19 protein-coding genes and 2 pseudogenes are annotated in these 17,495 nt (G+C 67.4%); 12 read left to right on the top strand and 9 right to left on the bottom strand.

Annotated elements, in window-relative coordinates:
- The first annotated feature begins 8 nt into the window (after nt 1–8).
- The 3 genes and pseudogenes from NX1_RS04080 to NX1_RS04075 all read left to right on the top strand — a co-directional run bounded on the left by NX1_RS04080 (nt 9) and on the right by NX1_RS04075 (nt 973).
- Nucleotides 9–257, top strand: coding sequence for a hypothetical protein (locus tag NX1_RS04080; protein WP_068053802.1), 249 nt, complete (start codon nt 9–11; stop codon nt 255–257).
- Nucleotides 258–371: 114 nt separating this feature from the next.
- A pseudogene (locus NX1_RS35025) lies at nt 372–521 on the top strand (IS982 family transposase); the annotation flags it as partial.
- Nucleotides 522–559: 38 nt separating this feature from the next.
- Complete coding sequence (locus NX1_RS04075; protein WP_068053799.1) at nt 560–973, top strand: Imm10 family immunity protein; 414 nt, start codon at nt 560–562, stop codon at nt 971–973.
- A 294-nt stretch (nt 974–1,267) separates the two neighbouring features.
- Here the strand turns inward: NX1_RS04075 and NX1_RS04070 are convergent, their stop codons facing one another.
- The 3 genes from NX1_RS04070 to NX1_RS04060 form a co-directional block, all read right to left on the bottom strand.
- The gene (locus tag NX1_RS04070) at nt 1,268–2,431 is read right to left on the bottom strand and encodes a hypothetical protein (protein WP_068053797.1); all 1,164 of its coding nucleotides are present in this window, start codon (nt 2,429–2,431) and stop codon (nt 1,268–1,270) included.
- Nucleotides 2,432–2,737: 306 nt separating this feature from the next.
- Entirely contained in the window at nt 2,738–4,135 is a 1,398-nt protein-coding gene (locus tag NX1_RS04065; protein WP_068053795.1) for an outer membrane protein assembly factor BamB family protein, read from the bottom strand.
- A complete protein-coding gene (locus tag NX1_RS04060) occupies nt 4,135–5,475 on the bottom strand; it encodes a hypothetical protein (RefSeq protein WP_068053792.1) in 1,341 nt (446 codons plus the stop codon). The genes NX1_RS04065 and NX1_RS04060 overlap by 1 nt, the downstream gene beginning before the upstream one ends.
- 283 nt (nt 5,476–5,758) lie before the next feature.
- On the opposite strand from NX1_RS04060, the gene NX1_RS04055 reads away from it, so the two are divergent.
- Complete coding sequence (locus NX1_RS04055) at nt 5,759–6,265, top strand: ricin-type beta-trefoil lectin domain protein (protein ID WP_157119517.1); 507 nt, start codon at nt 5,759–5,761, stop codon at nt 6,263–6,265.
- A 147-nt stretch (nt 6,266–6,412) separates the two neighbouring features.
- Here the strand turns inward: NX1_RS04055 and NX1_RS04050 are convergent, their stop codons facing one another.
- Together NX1_RS04050 and NX1_RS04045 are read right to left on the bottom strand one after the other, a co-directional pair.
- Nucleotides 6,413–6,847 (bottom strand): hypothetical protein, encoded by a 435-nt coding sequence (locus NX1_RS04050; protein ID WP_157119516.1) that lies wholly within the window; start codon nt 6,845–6,847, stop codon nt 6,413–6,415.
- 173 nt (nt 6,848–7,020) lie between these two features.
- Nucleotides 7,021–7,890, bottom strand: a complete 870-nt coding sequence (locus tag NX1_RS04045) for a hypothetical protein (RefSeq protein WP_068053782.1) — start codon at nt 7,888–7,890, stop codon at nt 7,021–7,023.
- Between the two features lie 628 nt (nt 7,891–8,518).
- Here NX1_RS04045 and NX1_RS04040 point away from each other — a divergent pair.
- Complete coding sequence (locus NX1_RS04040) at nt 8,519–8,770, top strand: hypothetical protein (RefSeq protein ID WP_157119515.1); 252 nt, start codon at nt 8,519–8,521, stop codon at nt 8,768–8,770.
- 240 nt (nt 8,771–9,010) lie between these two features.
- On the opposite strand, the pseudogene NX1_RS37675 reads toward NX1_RS04040, so the two are convergent.
- Nucleotides 9,011–9,195, bottom strand: a pseudogene (locus NX1_RS37675) (helix-turn-helix domain-containing protein); the annotation flags it as partial.
- Between the two features lie 115 nt (nt 9,196–9,310).
- On the opposite strand from NX1_RS37675, the gene NX1_RS04035 reads away from it, so the two are divergent.
- Nucleotides 9,311–9,808: a DoxX family protein gene (locus NX1_RS04035; protein ID WP_373864859.1), complete on the top strand. Its 498-nt coding sequence runs from the start codon at nt 9,311–9,313 to the stop codon at nt 9,806–9,808.
- A gap of 23 nt (nt 9,809–9,831) precedes the next feature.
- Here NX1_RS04035 and NX1_RS04030 read toward each other — a convergent pair whose 3' ends face one another.
- A complete protein-coding gene (locus tag NX1_RS04030) occupies nt 9,832–10,191 on the bottom strand; it encodes an Rv2640c family ArsR-like transcriptional regulator (RefSeq protein WP_068053777.1) in 360 nt (119 codons plus the stop codon).
- Between the two features lie 98 nt (nt 10,192–10,289).
- Here NX1_RS04030 and NX1_RS04025 point away from each other — a divergent pair, with 98 nt between their 5' ends.
- The 4 genes from NX1_RS04025 (at nt 10,290) to NX1_RS04010 (ending at nt 13,506) form a co-directional block, all read left to right on the top strand.
- Nucleotides 10,290–10,805, top strand: coding sequence for an ArsI/CadI family heavy metal resistance metalloenzyme (locus tag NX1_RS04025; RefSeq protein WP_068053775.1), 516 nt, complete (start codon nt 10,290–10,292; stop codon nt 10,803–10,805).
- Between the two features lie 26 nt (nt 10,806–10,831).
- Nucleotides 10,832–11,296, top strand: coding sequence for an aquaporin (locus NX1_RS04020; protein WP_068053771.1), 465 nt, complete (start codon nt 10,832–10,834; stop codon nt 11,294–11,296).
- A gap of 296 nt (nt 11,297–11,592) precedes the next feature.
- Nucleotides 11,593–12,444 (top strand): class I SAM-dependent methyltransferase, encoded by an 852-nt coding sequence (locus tag NX1_RS04015; protein ID WP_068054250.1) that lies wholly within the window; start codon nt 11,593–11,595, stop codon nt 12,442–12,444.
- Nucleotides 12,445–12,720: 276 nt separating this feature from the next.
- A complete protein-coding gene (locus NX1_RS04010) occupies nt 12,721–13,506 on the top strand; it encodes a hypothetical protein (protein ID WP_157119514.1) in 786 nt (261 codons plus the stop codon).
- A 50-nt stretch (nt 13,507–13,556) separates the two neighbouring features.
- Here the strand turns inward: NX1_RS04010 and NX1_RS04005 are convergent, their stop codons facing one another.
- The gene (locus NX1_RS04005) at nt 13,557–14,189 is read right to left on the bottom strand and encodes a TetR/AcrR family transcriptional regulator (protein WP_068053765.1); all 633 of its coding nucleotides are present in this window, start codon (nt 14,187–14,189) and stop codon (nt 13,557–13,559) included.
- 105 nt (nt 14,190–14,294) lie between these two features.
- Here NX1_RS04005 and NX1_RS04000 point away from each other — a divergent pair, with 105 nt between their 5' ends.
- Both NX1_RS04000 and NX1_RS03995 read left to right on the top strand, forming a co-directional pair.
- A complete protein-coding gene (locus tag NX1_RS04000; RefSeq protein ID WP_068053762.1) occupies nt 14,295–15,260 on the top strand; it encodes a hypothetical protein in 966 nt (321 codons plus the stop codon).
- A gap of 187 nt (nt 15,261–15,447) precedes the next feature.
- A complete protein-coding gene (locus tag NX1_RS03995) occupies nt 15,448–16,326 on the top strand; it encodes a VOC family protein (RefSeq protein WP_068053759.1) in 879 nt (292 codons plus the stop codon).
- A gap of 112 nt (nt 16,327–16,438) precedes the next feature.
- On the opposite strand, the gene NX1_RS03990 is transcribed toward NX1_RS03995, so the two are convergent.
- Entirely contained in the window at nt 16,439–17,410 is a 972-nt protein-coding gene (locus NX1_RS03990; protein WP_157119513.1) for a hypothetical protein, read from the bottom strand.
- Nucleotides 17,411–17,495: the final 85 nt, after the last annotated feature.

Raw genomic sequence — 17,495 nt, 5'->3', positions numbered from 1 at the left:
GGAACGCCATGATCACCGGTGACACCGACGGCACGACCGACGCCATCGACGTCGCCGCCACCCGGGTGACCGCGACCATCGCGGGGATCCGTGCACACGCCCCGCACGCCCGCATCCTGACGCTGGACTACTTCGAAGTCGTCGGCACCACCGGTCACGACTCCTGCCGCCCCCGGGCGTGCGCTGGGTGGAAGGGCTGGTGCTGTTCTCCAGCACCCCGGGTGGCCCCGCCGCGCCGTTCCTTCCCAACCAACTAGACGAGTAAGTCCGAAGGCCCGGTGATGCCCGGACGTGGGCGGAGGGCGTCGAAGATCATTGTGTGACGAACGATCTGGACGCCCTCCTGACCGCACTGTACGTGAAGATTGATGCAACTCGACCTTGAAGACCACGGCGGCCGCAGCGTCGAGGGCGTCGCGATCCGCGTCGCCCAGCGCATACTCGCGATGGCCGCCGCGATCTGGCACAACCATACGATCGGCGCACCGGTCACCCGGTCACTGATTGCCTACGACCACTGACCAACACTCGGATCAGATGAGCATGCTAGAACACGTGCATGGCGTACAGGTTCACGGCGCTGGTTGCGTGCGGACTCGATGATCCAGATGTAGACGACTGCATGATGGCGGGCGTGGCGGAGTCGAATGACGAAGAGGGGTTCTCCTTGTTGTTCATGTGCGACTTCGACGAGCCCGACGAACAGGATGTGTCGCTGGGCATGGACACACATTGCCTTGTCACGCCCGATCAGGGCACTGCCTATGGCTGCGTACGCGACGTGGAGCTGACCGGCGACGTGCTTCGGGTGACCTTGGATCCCGAGTCGCTGGATAATCTCGGCCTGACCGATCCCGTTGTCGAGGCGTTGCTGCATGCGCCAGCAGCGGACGTGGCACGCTTGCGGGAAGTGCTGCCGCGCATCCTGGTCTACGGACGCCCAGATACCCGGCCGCGACTGATCACGTCGTAGCAATTCAGCAGCGGAGATAGCGCCATCTGCCACAACCGCACCACCGGCCAACCCCGCATCCGGTCACGCATCTCCTACGATCACTGACCGGACTTCGGACTTACTCGTCTAGGGGCGGGCGGACTACCAGGCGCGGCGGGTTCTGGAGGCACTCGGCGCGTAGCCTTCTCGACAGTCGGCGAGCTCCTCCACCTGCACCGCGACACACTCGTGCACCGCGTCGAGGTCGATCGGTGAGGCGGTGGGGTCCTGCCGAAGGTCGACCGTGACAGGATGCTCAGCCTGCGGGGTGGTTCAGCGGTGGCCGCCGGAGTGATCGTGGGAGCAGGTGTCGGTGCGACGGCCGTCCGGGGTGGTGGCCGCCTGCCCGGCGCCGTGGCCTTCCAGGGCCGCGAAAGGTCCGCACTGGTGGGCGGTGATCCAGACATGGACCATCGGATTGCCGGCGCCGGGGTTGATCGAGCCGGGCGGGCAGTTGCCCTGGGCGTCGGTGACACCGGCGACCTTGGGGCCGTTGTCGCCGGCTTTCCAGCAGAGATTGTCGTGGACGTGCCACTGCATCAGAGGCCCGCCGTAGTCCACCAGTTCGGGGTCGTCGATCGTCTTGCCCTTGGCGATGTACATCGCCGAGACCAGGGTCCGGTCGGCGCCGTCGACCCGGTAGACCAGTGACTCCGGGTGGGCGGCGTCGAGGAATCGGTCGTCGCGGATGTAGCCGGTGTTGATGTAGTGCTCGTAACCGGTGGCCGAGTCGCCGATGGAGCGGAAGCCCAGTGCGCCGATGGAACCGACGTCGGCGAACGCGGGCAGCTGGTCGAGGGTGCTGCTAATCAGGGCGGTCGCGCGTTGCTCCTGCGCGGCGGTCACGCCGGGCACGCCGGACAGGTCGATCGGGGTCGCCGGATCCCACGGCCGCGGCCACGCGGTGCCGGTTCCGTGGTTGTGGTCGGTGTGGTGGTCGTCGGCGGCATGGGCGTGGTCGCCGTCGCCGTGGCTGTGCACGTGTCCGGCGCCGCCGAGCATCGCCGCGACGGCGAGTGCGCCCGCCAGACCGGCGGCGGTCGCGGCCGACGCCGTGGGCAGTGTCGCCCCGGGACGCACCAAGGCGACGGTTGCACCGGCGATCGCGAGCAGCCCCAGCGCCGCGCACGTGCTGTCGAGGAACTGCGGCGCCTCGGCAGTGCCGAGACCGTCGGGCCACGGCAGCCCCGCGAACCGGGTGAACCCCCAAATCGCCACCGCGACGAGGTTCACGCCGATCACCGTGAACGGCATGGCCTTGCGAGCGCTCACCGACGCCAGCAGACCGGCCACGCACTGCGCTGCCGCCAGCACGACCATCAGCCGGGCGAGGGTGGCGTGCTCGGTGTGCAGTCCCGCGGCGAACAGGTGCAGCGCACCCGCCCCGATCGACGCTGCACCAGCGAGCAGCAGGAATCCGTTGCGCCCACCAGCCATGGTCGAGCTCCTCTCGTTCTCCGCGGATGCTACTGCGCAGGTTCGACCTCTCGCTCCCGAGACTCGTGAGAGAACTCTGTGGTTTCCGGCCCGGCCGCGGGTGGAGGGCAGGGCCGGTTGTCGCCGACGATCCCCGCGAGATTTCGCGCGTGCGGCTGCACGGTGGGCGGTCGCGATGGAACAGTCCGGCGATGTCGTGCGCCTGTCGTAGCGGGGCCCGCTGCCGACCGGCACCGTGCCGTCGATCCATTCGTGATCACTACTGGGAGCCCCAGCGAGATACCGCCGACGGCCGAGCGCTCGAACCTAGCCGCCCAGCGGACGAAGGCCGATGATCGTGCGTCGCGCGGCGTAGAGGTAGTGACCGTCGCCCTTCGCGCTGAGCTCACCGCCGCCGGTGATGGCGTCGGGATCGGCGTCGACCGCCAGGAACGGTATGTCCCAGACGATTTCACCGGTTCGCGTATCGATGGCCCACAGGCCGGTGGCGTCGGTGAGGACGGCGACGTGACCGTCCCAGCCCTGCACCGTGCCGAAGCGTTCGGTATGCCTACGCCAGAGATGCTGTCCGGTACGAAGTTCCACCCCGGTCGCGGTGCGGGTCGCGGAATCGTGCAGGACGGCGACGTCACCGAGCACGGCCGTCGCGGTGCCTCGGTTCGCGCCACCGCCGTTCCGGTCGGGGCCGGTCTGCACCAGGTCTGGATCGGTCCACCGGATGGCGCCGTCCCGGCGATCGTAGGCGCCATCGGCCAGTAGGACGGGGATCGTCGCGTCGGCGGGCCGGTCGAACGTCAGATCGTGCACGCCCTCGCCGCCGGTCGCGACGAGCGTATGTCCGGCGCGGTCCAAGATCTCGGCGCCGGTGGGCGAATTTCCGCTGCACCCGGTGTGGTCGTGCAGGACGAGGGCGTCGAAAGTCTGTGTGATGCGGGAGCATCCGTGCAGTTCCGCGGTCCATGTCGGATCGCCGTCGCGCAGGTCGAAACCGGCGACGTCGGCGCCGAGGGTCAGCACACCCTGTCCGTGCGAGACGTCCAACGCGTCGGAAGGCATGTCCTCCCATGAGGTGCCCATCTCGAACCCGCGGGTCCAGTAGGAATCCGGGTCCGCGAGCGTCCCCGAGTGGACCCGCACATCGTCGGACTCGACATCTCCCTCCGCGACGTAGACGCGGTCGTCGGCCGCCGCGAGCGAGAAGACGAGCCAATCGATGGGTGTGCGGGTGATCGCTCCGCTGGCGACGTCGTAGCCGATCAGGGCCGGTACCTCGGCTATCGGGGACGTGAAGCAGATGATATCGCCGTCGACCGGAGTTCCCGCGCAGCCGCCGAGCTCGCCCGCGGGGGCCCGCCAGCGCGTCGCGCCTGTCCCGGCATCGATGCCGTACATCATCGGGTCGCGCAGCATGGATCCGTCCGCGACCCCGATCACGGTCACCAGGGTGTCTCCCGCGTCGACGAAACCCAGCGTGTCCATATCGAATTCGGTGCCGGCCAACGGATCGCGGAACTCCGCCGCCGCTCGCCCGTCGATGGCGACGGCGTCGATCGACCACCCCAACCCCGGTGCGGCATCGACAGTTCCGGTGATCTTGCGGGTGCCGTCCTCGGGATGCAGCAGCACCGCGACCGCGCCCGCGCTCGTCACGACGGCGGCCACCGCGGCCAGCACCAGATTGCGGATGCCGGGCGGCCACGCCATCACGACACCTCCAGTCCGGGAGTCAGCGCGATCGCCTCCAACTGCGCGACGCTCAGCGGCTCGGCCGGACTTTCCGCGGCGGAAACCACCTGTACCGCGGACCCCGATGAGCGGGTCACGACGACCGTGCGCGTCAGCTCCGAGCTCGCCGCGAGAGTCGTTCGCAGCTCCCGGCTTTCGACGATGGTTCCGTCCGGGAGCTGCCGTGCGGTCACCGGCTGTCCGCTCGACGGCACAGCGGATTCCGTCGCCGGCGTGGTCCGACCGGCGTCGATCGCGATGCTCAGCCGGGATCGTCGGCCCGCGGCGGTGACCCGAACCGCCTGGCACACTCCGCCGGAGCCGTCCGCACCGGGACGCAGCGATCCCAGCGGGCGGTCCATGGTGAGGCCATCGAGGGGGATCCGCGCCAGCACCGCGTCCAGCCTGCGCGATTCGGCCTCGTCGATCGCGGCGGCATTCGCGGTCGCGAGGCGGCAGTCTTCGGGCGGGTCCGGCGTTCCGGGCGGCACGGGTGCGGTGATCCGCGCCCCCGGGGCATTCACCAGGCCGACGAGTTCGTCGACGGACAACGGCACGATCCCGGTGGGACCGAGCCCGGGCGGCTCGTCGGTGGCAGAGGCCACCACAACGCTGCCGTCGGGTGCGTAGGCGCGGGCAGTGCGGGACAGGGTGCGCACCCCGTCGACCTGCGACCAGGTGTCGTGTGTGTCGACCGTCGTACCGTCGGCGAGCGGGCGACGCTCGTCGAGCTCCCCGGCGATACAGGGCGGGATCGGCGCGGTGGATTTCCGCACCGAAATCGACAGCGACCCCGCCAGATCGCCGCGCCGCAGTGTGGCGCGTGCTTCGGTGGAACCGCCGAACTTCGCGAATTCGGCCGAGTCACCGGGGTTCCCGAGGATCGGCTGGAACAACAGCGACTCACCGACAGGGGCGAAGCCGATGACCACTTCATCGGGCAGCGCCTCGCGCAGCGCGGTCGACATCGCGACGGCTTTGGGCCCGGAGAACCACGGATACGCCGGGTTGTCGTAACCGAATTCGCCGCTGAACGCGAAGCCAATCAACCCGCCTTCGCCGGGCGGCTCAACGGTGGCGCAGCCGGGAATCTGCGTCGGATAGGTTACCGGCGGGGTTACGAAGGACGGCTGCGGCGGCTCGGCCTCGGTGGTTGCGCGGGTCGCGGACGTAGGCGTGGTCGTCAGGCCGGGATCCGGTTCGTGCAGCAGGCCGCCGACGATGACGCCGCTCGCCACGATCGCCACACAGAGCAGACCTTGCGTCCACGCGGTGACGGCGCGCGACGGCGTCGCGTCCGCGCGCGTTTCCTCCGGCACCGTTGCCTCCCCTCCAAGTTCCGACCATTAGACCAGGCGGCAGCGACGCCGACCCCGGGAGGTCGCGATGGACTGCCGATGAGCCATGGCCCGGGTCGACCACGCCTACTACGACCGCCGGGCGAGGACACGCCGCCGCATGCGCACGACAACACCCATCGCATCAGGAATTATCGGCGGCGAATGAAGGCGACGGGATCCGGGCGGGTAGGGGCTTCGACAGGAGTCCTGCTGCGTCGGCGGTCCGAGCCTCGTACTGTTCGGAGCGACCTAGGGAGACGATGTGCGTGGTGCGGCGTTTCACGTGGCGATAGCGGGGGTCGGCGCGGCGATTGTCTGCGCAGCCGGAATGTCCTGCGGCACAGCGCATGCCGACTGGCCGGCAGCGAACGAGGAAATCGTGATCAAGAGCTCGGATGGCAGGTGTCTGACTCTTCCCGGATCGAGATCGAACATTCTGCGCTTCCTTCCGTGCAACCAGAAGCTGGAGCAACGATGGATCGCCAAGGATGGGACCGGGTTCTCCACTATCGCACCCATCACGAGCAAGACGGCGTGCTTGGCGGTGTCGGCCAACGATGCCGAACTCGCGGCCCTCATGAAATGCAAACCCAGCAGCCCGAAATGGGTATTCGAGCCCTCCGGCGGGGGTGGTCGGATCCGATCCGACACCGAGAACTTGTGCCTGTCCCGGGTGACCGACCCGAATGTGCCCAACGAACAAGCGCGGATCGCGAAGTGCGAACCCAACGGCGGCCATCAGCTGTGGACCGTCGACAAGGCATCGTGATCACCCGTCGAGATCACCGAACGACACCGACGGTGGTGCCCGGCATCTCCCCGCCCGCACATTCCCGCTCGGTGTGCCGGACCGCGCAGTCCCGCGAACGAAAATTTCTCCGCCGCCGCAAATTCAGCACGGGCGGTCATGCCGGAGTCAGCCCGCGGCCCCTAGCGTCGCCCGGGGATCTCGCCGCTTTCTCGGCGCCGTTCGAGAGCGCGATCGCCCACCGGTATTCGCCGAGGAGGTCCGGTTGCGAATTGCGGGTGGGTTCGGCACCTTCGAGTTGCGGGTCAAGCGGAAGCCCCACACGCTCGACAAACCGGCGAGACTCATGTACAGGAGGTAGGCGACGTAGACCAACCAGCCGTAGTCGCTCGACCAGCTCCGTACCTTCAGCAATGCGGCGAGCCCGGCGCCGATCAGCATGACGCCCAGAACGAGCACGGGTGCACCGAGCGGGGCGATATCGGCGTTTTCGCCGCGCGTTGTGGGGGCAGGGAGGATTCCGGCACCATTCGTTACCGACCGGACATCGGTGGCGACAGGCGTATTCGATTGCGGGGAAGATGATTCGGTCGGTATCGACAAGATCAACTCTTTCTGAATCTTTCGACAACCGGGACCCGGCAGCGTTCGTGATCGGTCGAAGTGCCGCTGTCGTGCGGGTGCGGTGGTGACGCGCTGCCGACTTCGACGCGGTGGCCAGGTTGTCGATGAACATCGGGTCGATGGATGGCGTGGGCTACTTTGCCGACATCCGCTCACGATTGATGTCGAAAACATAGACCGCCGCGAGGGTCGCGCCATCGTCTCGAGAGCACGAAGTATGCGCAGACGTTTGTCACCGGCGGACGCCCTATGCCGGGTCCTGGCGCAATGCCGCCGCCCCGTACCACTGGCATGCCGGCAATGCCATCTCGACCTCGGGCCGGTCCTCGTCGATAGGCCGACCCCGTCGCGCCACCGCCCGCGCTACCCGCTACTTTACGGAATCGGCGTGCAGGTTCATCTCCGCGGCCGCGGCCTTGTAGCTCGACGTCGCCACACGGCAGGGCTGCGGCCGACGTCCCGGATCGGTCGCGGAGAACACCATCGGATGGTCTGTGCCGCGAGCGAGCGCGACCGCCCGCGCGGCCTGAGCGTGCCGATGTGATCGGCGGAAGCCCGCGAGTCCCGTCGCCGGGCGTGCCGATCGCGATGCAGGGAGCGTCGGCGCGGTCGCGCGCGAACCCGCGGACGGTGCCGACCAGGTCGACGGGAAGCGATCGGTAGGGCAGCCAGGCGCATGCGTTGACCCGGTCGGCGGCCGCGAACAGTCGGCGTGCCGCCGTATCCGCCGCGTCGGCCAGCTCCCGCACGAACCGCTGCATCCGGGGGAGCTCGTCACCGTCGGTGCTCAGCTCCGGATACCACAGCACGAGTGCGAGATGATGCCAGCGCAGCGGATAGCGGATCGACTCGGTCGCCGCGTCGACGTCGACGACGCTCGTCCCGGACAGCACTTCGCGGACCTCGAGGGCGCGCAGGCTGTTCTGGTTCTCCAGCCACTGTTCCCGCTCACCCCGGTAAACGGCGACCACCTGCCAGGTGATCGAGGCGAACAAGGTGGTGGCCGAGCTCGACTTCTCCATCGCGACGAGAAGTCGTCACCGGATCATCGTAGGTACCGCGCTCCGGCGCCACGGGCAGGTGTTTCTGTGGACTCGTGGCCCCGGAAGCCATCGGCGTTGCTGGGGAACCGTTGTGCGGGCGATGACCGGTGGCAACGGATCAGCAGTGGTAGCTGGATAGGGCACGATTCGGTTGTGGGCACGCCGACTCGGTGCCGGTCAGCCAGCTGGATATCGGTTCGGTAACGCCAGCGAACCGCTTCACCCGCCAACCTGGCCTGGAACCCGCGGTTCGAGCCGAAGGATTCGCGAGGTCACAGAGCAATTCGTGAGCCAGATCACAATTTGGTCTCGTGATCGTGGTTGCGGTCCGTCCGGCGGCCGGTCCGCATTCGATGCCGCATCTCCCCTTCCTTTTCGATAACTAACAGTTAGCCTGGTTGAACCTCGTGTAGCAATGCCGTTTCACATCGGAATCGGTCGCCGATGCCGACGCCCATCCCGTGTGTGCCATGTTCCGTGTCGAATCGCTACTCGGTCGATCGAAGTGTCGGCCCGGAGAACGCTTATGACTACCTCCGCGTCCCTACCCAACCCCTTCGAGACCGCCCGTACCGGTATGACCTCCGCGTCGAGGCCGAGCCCGAGGGTGACTACTTCGGATACGGCCTGGTCTGCCCGAAGTCGCTATGAGCAGCTGGCGCCGCTGCGGATCCCGGCACTCGTGCTGGGCACGCTGCTGATCTGTCTCGGTGTCGCGGCGCTGCTGCCGCTGCGGGCATGGGTGCACGACTACGGTGGCTGGCTGGTCATCGTCGCCTATGTGCAGTACATGACCATGGCGACCGCTCTGGAAATTTGGGGCCTGCGCATGGTCAGAACGGGTCACCGTCGTAAGTGATGTGACGCCGACGAGTGGTTCCCGTGAGGACCATTCGACGGCGGTAGGAGATGCGGCACGGACTCGGTGACCGGCCCTTGTTCACCCGCGCGCCTCGGTCAGCGCGACCGCGGCTTCGATCACGTTAGGTGATGGTCGCCGCGACGAGCCGGCGGATCCGCCGGGTCAGCGCCGCCTTGCGCACCGGATCGGGCCCGTGGGTCACCGCCGACGGCAGGCTGGGCATGCCCAGGGAAGCCATCAGCAGCAGCCTTCGCTATCAGCGGCCGGGCAGCAGGTCGGATCCACCGCCAGCGCCGGCCCCAGCAAATCCTCCAACGCGACCGCGATCCGGGCATCGGCCAGTTCGTAGCGGCTGCGCCGGCCTCGGGGACCGCGACGACCAGTCCGCAACCGCGCAGGCAGGCCGGGTGGTTGGAAAGTATTCAGAAAATGATGAACCTTCAAGCTGTCGCGCGTCCGGCCGGTCCGAGCGGTGAAGGCCCTCTGCGCGTAGTGCTCGTCGGTAGGCTCGGGTGACGATGTCGGGAGGCGAATGCCATGGCTGGAGCTGATCGGTGGTCGTGGCCACGTGTTCTGGGCGCGGACGGCCCGGCGGCGGTGATCTGCATCCGGGTTGCGGTGGGGCTGGTATTCCTCAGTGAGGGAATCCAAAAGTTTCTTTATCCGGACAAGCTGGGGCCGGGCCGGTTCGACAAGATCGGGATACCGGCGCCCACGTTCTTCGCCTACTTCGACGGTGTCGTCGAAATCGTCTGCGGCGCTTTGATCGTCATCGGTCTGCTGACTCGGCTGGCGGCGCTGCCGCTGCTCGTCGATATCAGCTTGGCGATCGTGCTGACCAAGCTGCGAGAGCTGCGACCAGGTGGGTTCCAGGGCGTGCAGGGTTTTTGGGGGATGGCGCACGACGCCCGTACGGATTTCGCGATGTTGCTCGGGCTGATCTTCCTGGTGTGGGCCGGGCCCGGCCGCTGGTCGCTGGATGCCTGGCTCACCCGCCGCGCTCAGGTGATGCGAAGCAGCGCGATGAACCCGTAGTCGTGCTGGTCCGGAGGACGCCTTCAGCGGCAGCAATTCGGGTCGAGGACCACGCACAGTGCCGCGAGTGCGTCACGGCGGGCGGAGTGGAAGGTGTTCATCCCGCGCCGTTCGGAGGCGACGAGTCCGGCGTTGCGCAGCTGGGTCAGGTGGTGGCTCACCGTCGATTCGCCCAGTCCGACCGCGGTGGCGAGGTCACCGCCGTTTTCTTCCCCTGCCGGGCTGGTGAGCAGCAGCGACAGCAGACGTACTCGCACCGGGTCGGCGATGGCTTTGAGTCGCAGTGCCACCGCGAGCGCGGCGTCTTCATCGACCGGGGTGGCGGCCACCGGGGCGCAGCACACCGGAGCGGACATATCGATCACGGGCAAGGTCTTCGGCATGGAATTCACTCTACCGAGTGTGTTGACATATGTCGAAAAGGTGGCAGACTTCGTGGTGTCAGCTCTTCGATATATGTCACACAACCGGAGGTAATGTCATGTCTCGCGTCCAGCTCGCCCTCAATGTCGACGATCTCGAGCAGGCCGTCGCGTTCTACTCGACCCTGTTCGACACCGCCCCGGCCAAGCGCAAGCCGGGCTACGCCAACTTCGCGATCGCCGAACCGGCGCTCAAGCTCGTACTGATCGAGAACCCCGGGCACGGCGGCAGTGTCAACCACCTCGGTGTCGAGGTGGAGACCTCCGAGCGGGTTCACGCCGAGATCGCCCGGCTCTCGCAGGCTGGGTTGTTCACCGAGGAGCAGATCGCGACCACCTGTTGTTTCGCCACCCAGGACAAGGTGTGGGTCAGCGGCCCCGACGCCGAACGCTGGGAGGTCTACACCGTCCTGGCCGACAGCGAGACCTTCGGCGCCGCACCCCAACCCGCAACCGCCGACGAGGCCGTGCAGGTTTGCTGCGGCACCGCCGAAGAGGCTGCCGCCGAGGACGCCTGCTGTGGCAGCGCCGCCAAAGCCGAGGCGAAGGCGTCCGGCGCGTCCTGCTGCGCCTGAGCTGCCGGCCTCCCGGCAACGTCGGGTTGCAGCTGCTGGAGAACTCCACGGCGACGGTGTTCGGGCTCGCGGCGTTGATCCTGGTCTTCGGGCCGGTCTCCGGCGCGCATTTCAACCCGGTCGTCTCGGCGGCGGACTGGCTGGCCGGTCATCGGCGCCACATCGGGTTGACCGTCGCCGAGCTGGGCGTCTACACCCTCGCGCAGACCGGCGGCGCGGTCATCGGCGCGATCGGCGCGGCCTACTGGTTCACCTCATCCACCTCCTTCGCCAATCCCGCGGTCACGATCCGGCGGATCTTCTCCGACACCTTCGCCGGAATAGCTCCCACGTCCGCGCCCGCCTTCACCGCCGCCCAAATCATCGGCGGCGCAATTGGACTCGCACTGGTCGGAGTTCTCTACCCTGGCTCGGCCGAGGTCGCCGATGACGTCGTGGTCCCGCACCACGACCGCGACGCCCCGCTCGCCGATTCACGAAGCCCTCGATAACCGAACCGCTACCGAGGTCCGCGCCTCATCCCGCTGACCACCGCCTCGACCGAAAGGCGCACCCGCCAGTGGCTTCCAAGCCCAGCGTCCTGTTCGTCTGCGTCCACAACGCAGGCCGCTCCCAAATGGCACAGGCCTTCCGTGGACTACCGCGACTGGAAGCTCGACGACCCCGCGGGAAAAGACATCGACGCCGTCCGCTCGATCCGCGACCGAATTCGCACCGACATAGAGGAACTCATCACAGAGCCTCTCGTTTAGCGACCCGCGCTGTCTCGCCGAGTAGGTTGATGACCATGGAACTCGGCGGATCCAGCCGGACGGCACTTGTCACGGCATACGCACGCGCCTGCCACCAGGTCGCCAACGAACCACGCGTCTTCACCGACCCGATCGCCGGTCGCATCCTCGGCGTCACCGACGGTGAGCTGACCGAGTTGGATACGGCCGGAACGGATCACCCCGGCCTCGGCGCTGCGAGCAACCGCCCGCGCCGCCTGTTCATCGCGGCCCGCTCACGCTTCGCCGAGGATGCCGTGCACGACGCCGTCGCCGCCGGGGTGCGACAGACGGTGATCCTCGGCGCGGGGCTGGACACCTTCGCGTACCGCAATCCCTATCCGGACCTGCGGGTCTACGAGGTCGATCATCCGGATACCCAGGCTTGGAAGCGGGAACGCCTCGCCATTGCGGGCATCGACCTGCCCGATACACTCACCTTCACTCCCGTCGACTTCGAAACCGACACGCTGGCAGCGCGTTTGGCGGACGCGGGGTTCGACCGATCGGCAGCTGCGATCTTCGTATGGCTCGGCGTCACCATTTACCTGACCTCCGCGGCCATCCAATCGACGATCGAATTGATTGCGGGCCAAGCGGCACCCGTCGAAGTGGTCCTCGACTACGGGCAACCCGCGGCGACTCCCGAGGACCGTGCCGAACTCCAGGCCCGTGCCGAGCGGGTCGCCGCGATCGGCGAACCCTGGCTCAGCTACTTCACGCCCGACGAAATGACCGAGACATTGCGCGGTTTCGGCTTCACGCGGATCGACGATCGATCCGTGCGAGACCTGATTGCCGGATACATCGACGCGCCGAGTTCGAATGCGAACTTCTTCGGACCGCACGTGGTGCGCGCGAGCCGCTGAGGATTGCCGTAGCGACTCCGCGGACTTCGCGGATGAGGGGGCGAGCGAGCACGGGCCCGCAGTCCTCGGACCATCGCGCGTGCGGGTAATCGAGTAGCTTTCGACGCGAGAGCCGCAGGCAACGAGTACGCCGCTACTCGTGCCCGCCGCGAAAGACTGCCCCAGGCTGGACGCGGAGACCAGCATCAGGAGGGCATCATGCCGGAGCGATTGATCGAGCGGCCTGAACTTCGGTCCGCGATTCGTGGGACGCTGACCGCGGATGAGGAGCCGGTGGTGACGGCAGTGTTGGAACGTCACCACAGTGAGTCGATGAACGACCTCGGCGACCTCGAATTCGATCCGGTGGCACGGGAACCGGTCTTCGAGCGGGCAAACGAGTTCGTGCGCGACAGGGCACTGCGGGAGATCGGAACGGGACAACGCCTGCTCCGCATCGACCTCGCGGAGGGCGGCGTGCTCACCGGACCGCCCTACGATCTGTCGTGGCATCTGGGCAACGGCGGACCACTGGGCCGGATGGGCGAGCTGTTCACCGCTAGTGGCGAGCCCGAATCCACCAGCGGCGCGGGGATAGTCGTCGACAATCCCACCAGCCGCACCCTGCACGTCTCGGTCACCCCGATCGGGCACCACCGCTACAGCTGGATCTGGGCCGATGTACACGGACTGAGCAGCCGAGGCGGATTGGCCACTGTCGCCTACCGTTCCGGCGATCCGTCGCCGGTGTTCACCCGTCGAGCCACGCTGTGGAACGTCAGCGGCGGTGACCTGCCCAACTCGGGGAACATCGCAGTGCTGCCGACGATCCCGCCGGCCGTGCTCGCCGGAGAGACCGGCGAAGGGCCGGTCGGCGACGCCTCCGACACGGTACGGCCGCCGTTGTCGTTCCGATTTCCGGTCGCTCCCATCACCTTCTACGCCGAGCCGGGCGAGCGGCACATCGTCTGGATATGGCTGTGGCAGATGTTCCGCGGCGACGACCGGGGCTTCCTCGCGTTGCACACCGCGACCGTGAACGGCTTCGCGGTGTCGTCCGCGCCGCCAACCGTCCTGCACTGAGTTGGCCGTGGCTCACCGACACATGAGGGAGCGTCGTACCAAAGCCGCTCTCAGGCGCCGCCCCGGTCGATGCGGGCCTGTACGAGCGGCAGATAGATGGTGTCGATGATCTCGGTGATCGTGCTGTCGGGGATGTCGGTGACGCCGCGGACGAGGTATTCGTTGCGCAGCAGGTCGACGGCTACCGTGGCGATCCGCGGCGACAGTGCTTCGGGTCGGGCTTGGCCGCGGGCGACGGCGCGACCGAGAACGGTCAGCCAACGGGTGACGCCGGCGTCGAGGAGTTGGTCTCGAACTTCGCGGAGCAGGTCCGGTTGACTGTGCATTTCGGTGGCAAGCACCTGCAGTAACTCTCCCTGCCGTGACGCCATTCGGTCGGCGGCGCCGCGCAGCATCGCGGCCGCGTCCGTCCTGAGGTCACCGGTGTCGGGCAGTTCGCCGGCCAGCGCGGCATCGCGGAACGCCGCGACCGCCAGCGCCGCGCGGCTGGGCCAGCGGCGATAGATCGTGGTCTTGTTGGTCCCGGCGCGGCTGGCGACTCGGTCGATGCCGAAGCCCGCGTAGCCGACCTCGGCGAGTTCCTCCGCCGCCGCCTGGAGTATCGCTTGCTCCAGCACCTCGCCACGCCGCCGCGGCGCCTTGCGGTGATCGTCCGTGCGACTCGGCCTCTCGGGCACCTGCATTCCGTTCACTTAGAGGACTATACGTTCCCAAATCGAGGGTCCTCCAGGTAGCATCGGATCGAAATAGAGGACTAAACGTCCTCTATTGGTGAAAGGAGCTCGACTATGACCTCTGCTGCCTCGGCGGATGAACTGCTGCCCGGAATTCGTCTCGGAGTGGTGCGTGGCACCACCTATGGACTGTTCGGCCCGCCGGAGGAGTTCGTGCCCCAGGCGCGGGCGCTGGGTGCGGGCATCGTACGGGTGAACATCTATTGGTCGCAGGTCGAGCCGGAACCCGGCCGGTTCGTCTGGACCGCGCTGGATGCGTTGTTGGAGCAACTCGACGATGGCGACGAGGCCTGGGTGACGGTGTGCGCGAGTTCCGAGTGGGCCACGCGGCGCACCACCCGGTGGTTGCCCGCCTCACCGGCCCTCGATATCGACCGCTACCGCCACTTCGTCCGAGCGCTCGCCGCACACCGGCCGGGCCGGATCCGGTTCTGGCAGTGCGAGATCGAGCCCTGCCTGCCGTTGTTCTGGGCTGGCACGGCCGGCGACTATCTCACCCAGTTGCGGGTCTTCCACGACGCGGTCGAACAGGCGGATCCCGCGGCGCTCGTGGTGCTCGCCGAGGGCATACGGCGCAATCTCTACTATCCGATCGCGCCCGAGTGGGATTTCCATCGCGACAGTCGCGCCGCGGGTGCGCTGATGTTCGGCAAACTTCAGCTCTTGGACAGCCGAGGTGGCATCATCGGTCACCGGCATCCGGCCGCGGACGCTTTCGAATCGATGGCACGCCTGCTCAGGGATGTCACACGGGTTCGGCGGATCCCGGTCACCGACCGCCCCGACCTGTATCTGTTCGAAGCCGAGCGGAGCCACGGCACTCCGGCGCTGGTGGTCTGGGAGCGGGGCGGCGATGAGGGTTCGGCGAACGAATTGGCCTGGGAATGGCGGTATCTCCGTGCGCACGCCGTGGATGTCTACGGCGCTCGGGTGCCGGTCGACATCGCCGCGGGCATGCTGCGCGTCCCGATCTCGCCGACGCCCGTCTTCATCGACAGTGCCGTGGCCGGCGGACGGTGATCACAGGCGCGGGTCCGAGGTGACGTTCGGCAGCAGCCGCCAGGTCGTGAGCGCGACGCAAGCGGCTGGTCGAGGAACATTCGTCCTATAACCGGCGCCGTCGGCTGGTCGATAGTGGTGGCCGAATCATGAGAAAAGCGAAATACCGCAGCGGTTCCGGGTTGAACGCAGCAAAGGAAAAGAGACCATGATCGATCGCGATATCGACCGAATCGACCACTCCGTCCTGTACACCACGGACATGGATGCCACGGCGGCGACGTACCAGCGGCTCGGGTTCACTCTCAGTCCGCTGTCGATGCACCTGGGCTCCGACCGCCCCGGCGGTGAACGCAAGCCGATGGGCGCGGGCAATCGGTGTGCCCTGTTCGGCCGGACCTATCTCGAGCTGCTCGGCTTGTTCGGCGACGGATCGGTCGACCCGTGGAACATCCGTCCTTTGATAGCCGAATACGAAGGCCTGCACGGCTATTCGTTCGGCTGCGCCGACGCCGAGCTCACCGAGAAGCGGCTCCGCGCGGCCGGGCTGACCGATTCGGGCGTGCTTTCGCTGCAACGAGATGTCCAGACGCCCACCGGGACCGCGACGGCCCACTTCCAGGCGGTGCACCTCGATCGCGCGCTCACTCCCGAGGGGCTGATCCACGTCGCGCGGCACCTGACGCCCGAGCTGATCCATCAGCCCCGCTACCTCGAGCACGCCAACGGCGCCACCGATCTACACAGCGTGCTCTTGGTCGTGGACGACGCAGACATCGAAGCCACCGTCGCGCGCTACGCCTCGATTCTGAACGGCGAACCGACAGCGGAAGGGCCGCTGTATGTCATTCCGCTCCTGGCGGGGCGGGTCGAGATCGTCGCCGTCTCCGCCTTCGGTGACGTGCTGCCGGGCGAACCGGTACCCGCGCTGCCGTACATGGCCGCGCAGACGGTCGCCGTCCGGGATGTGGATGCGGCTCGGGCGCTGGTGAAAGGCAACGGGTTCAGCACGCGTGATCTCCCGGGCGGATTCTTCGTCGGCGCCGAGCAGGCGTGCGGCGCGGCACTCGTCTTCCGCGAGATGTGACCTCGGTGGACCTTGCTCGCCCGCGCCGACGGCACCCGCCAACTCGCCGCCATCGGTGACCAGACCGCGGGCCGCGTCGGATTCTTCGGCCGGCCCGCGGACAGCGGACCGGCTAGCGGAGGCTGCGCAGGTGGCGGACGAATGCCGCGGACTCGGTGGCGTATTTCGAGCGGCGGCGGGCGATGTCGTCGGGGTCCAGGAGGCTGCCGGTGCAGGCGGCCAGCGCCGCGATCAGGTCGGCCTCGGTGGTGGCGGCGCGGAATGTCAGGACGTGGTCGGCGATTTCGCGAGCGCGGAGGATGTCCAGCCGTAGTGTCTTGTAGAGCAGGGCGTCCGATGAGAAGCGGAGGGCGTGCGGGAAGGTTTTCGTCTGTGAGTCCGGCCCTCGGTACCAGGCGATGAAGACGCCGTTGTCGCAGATCTCGTGGCGGGTCACCGCGCTGTCTTCGGCGAACACGACGTCGATCGGACAGATGTCGCGGCAGTCGAACAGGGCGACCAGAGCGGTCAGCAGGGAATCGCGATAGTCGCGGATCATCTCGTCCATCGGTACGCCGCGCAGGCGGGGGAGGAGCCGTCGGTCGGCGACTCGTCGCCGAACCGCCTTGTCGAAGGCCGGTGAGATCATCCGCACCACAACCTGATCGGGCGGATTGTCGCTTTGCCGCAGCCTGGCCGGGACGTACCACGGGTTCGGGCCACTGCACGCGTACAAGGTGGAACCCGCCATGGCTTGCTGCATATCACGGTTGAAGACCGGATCGAATCCCGTTGTGGCCGGATAGGTGCGCTGCGGTAGGTAGGTCGAGTTGGCCTGAAACGCGCGATCGATGACCTGATCGGACATCGTCGCGAACGATTCCCGCAGGGTCGCCTGCAAGTTCTGGTCCTGGGAGCGGGTCGCGATGAGCGCGAAGAAGGTCGCGAAGATCGCCGAGGCGACAAGGTTCAAGCCGATCGCGGAGGCGATCTCGCGACCGGTGAGACTCTCGTCGAGCAGTGCGAGGAAGACGCCCACCGCGAACGTCACCACATAGGCCAGTGCGATCGCGTAGAGCATCACCTTCTTCTGAAGTGCACTCACCTATCGATCTTGCCTCAAATAGAGGTCTACCTGCCAACTTCTGCTATTGCGACCCTGACGCCGTGGTCGGAATAGCAGTGCCGGG

It is taken from the genome of Nocardia xishanensis NBRC 101358, from assembly GCF_001613365.1.
Taxonomy (GTDB): Bacteria; Actinomycetota; Actinomycetes; order Mycobacteriales; family Mycobacteriaceae; genus Nocardia; species Nocardia xishanensis.
The sequence above is the reverse complement of the archived record's forward strand: the minus strand, read 5'-3'. Positions and strand labels throughout refer to the sequence as shown.

Bases quoted from the DNA above. Each gene is read 5' to 3' on its own strand.
- NX1_RS04005 (WP_068053765.1), bottom strand. From the start codon at position 14,189: ATGCAGGTGCCCGAGAGGCCGAGTCGCACGGACGATCACCGCAAGGCG.
- NX1_RS04080 (WP_068053802.1), top strand. From the start codon at position 9: ATGATCACCGGTGACACCGACGGCACGACCGACGCCATCGACGTCGCC.
- NX1_RS04045 (WP_068053782.1), bottom strand. From the start codon at position 7,890: ATGGAGAAGTCGAGCTCGGCCACCACCTTGTTCGCCTCGATCACCTGG.
- NX1_RS04030 (WP_068053777.1), bottom strand. From the start codon at position 10,191: ATGCCGAAGACCTTGCCCGTGATCGATATGTCCGCTCCGGTGTGCTGC.
- NX1_RS04070 (WP_068053797.1), bottom strand. From the start codon at position 2,431: ATGGCTGGTGGGCGCAACGGATTCCTGCTGCTCGCTGGTGCAGCGTCG.
- NX1_RS04075 (WP_068053799.1), top strand. From the start codon at position 560: ATGGCGTACAGGTTCACGGCGCTGGTTGCGTGCGGACTCGATGATCCA.
- NX1_RS03995 (WP_068053759.1), top strand. From the start codon at position 15,448: ATGATCGATCGCGATATCGACCGAATCGACCACTCCGTCCTGTACACC.
- NX1_RS04015 (WP_068054250.1), top strand. From the start codon at position 11,593: ATGGAACTCGGCGGATCCAGCCGGACGGCACTTGTCACGGCATACGCA.
- NX1_RS04000 (WP_068053762.1), top strand. From the start codon at position 14,295: ATGACCTCTGCTGCCTCGGCGGATGAACTGCTGCCCGGAATTCGTCTC.
- NX1_RS04035 (WP_373864859.1), top strand. From the start codon at position 9,311: ATGGCTGGAGCTGATCGGTGGTCGTGGCCACGTGTTCTGGGCGCGGAC.
- NX1_RS04025 (WP_068053775.1), top strand. From the start codon at position 10,290: ATGTCTCGCGTCCAGCTCGCCCTCAATGTCGACGATCTCGAGCAGGCC.
- NX1_RS04065 (WP_068053795.1), bottom strand. From the start codon at position 4,135: ATGGCGTGGCCGCCCGGCATCCGCAATCTGGTGCTGGCCGCGGTGGCC.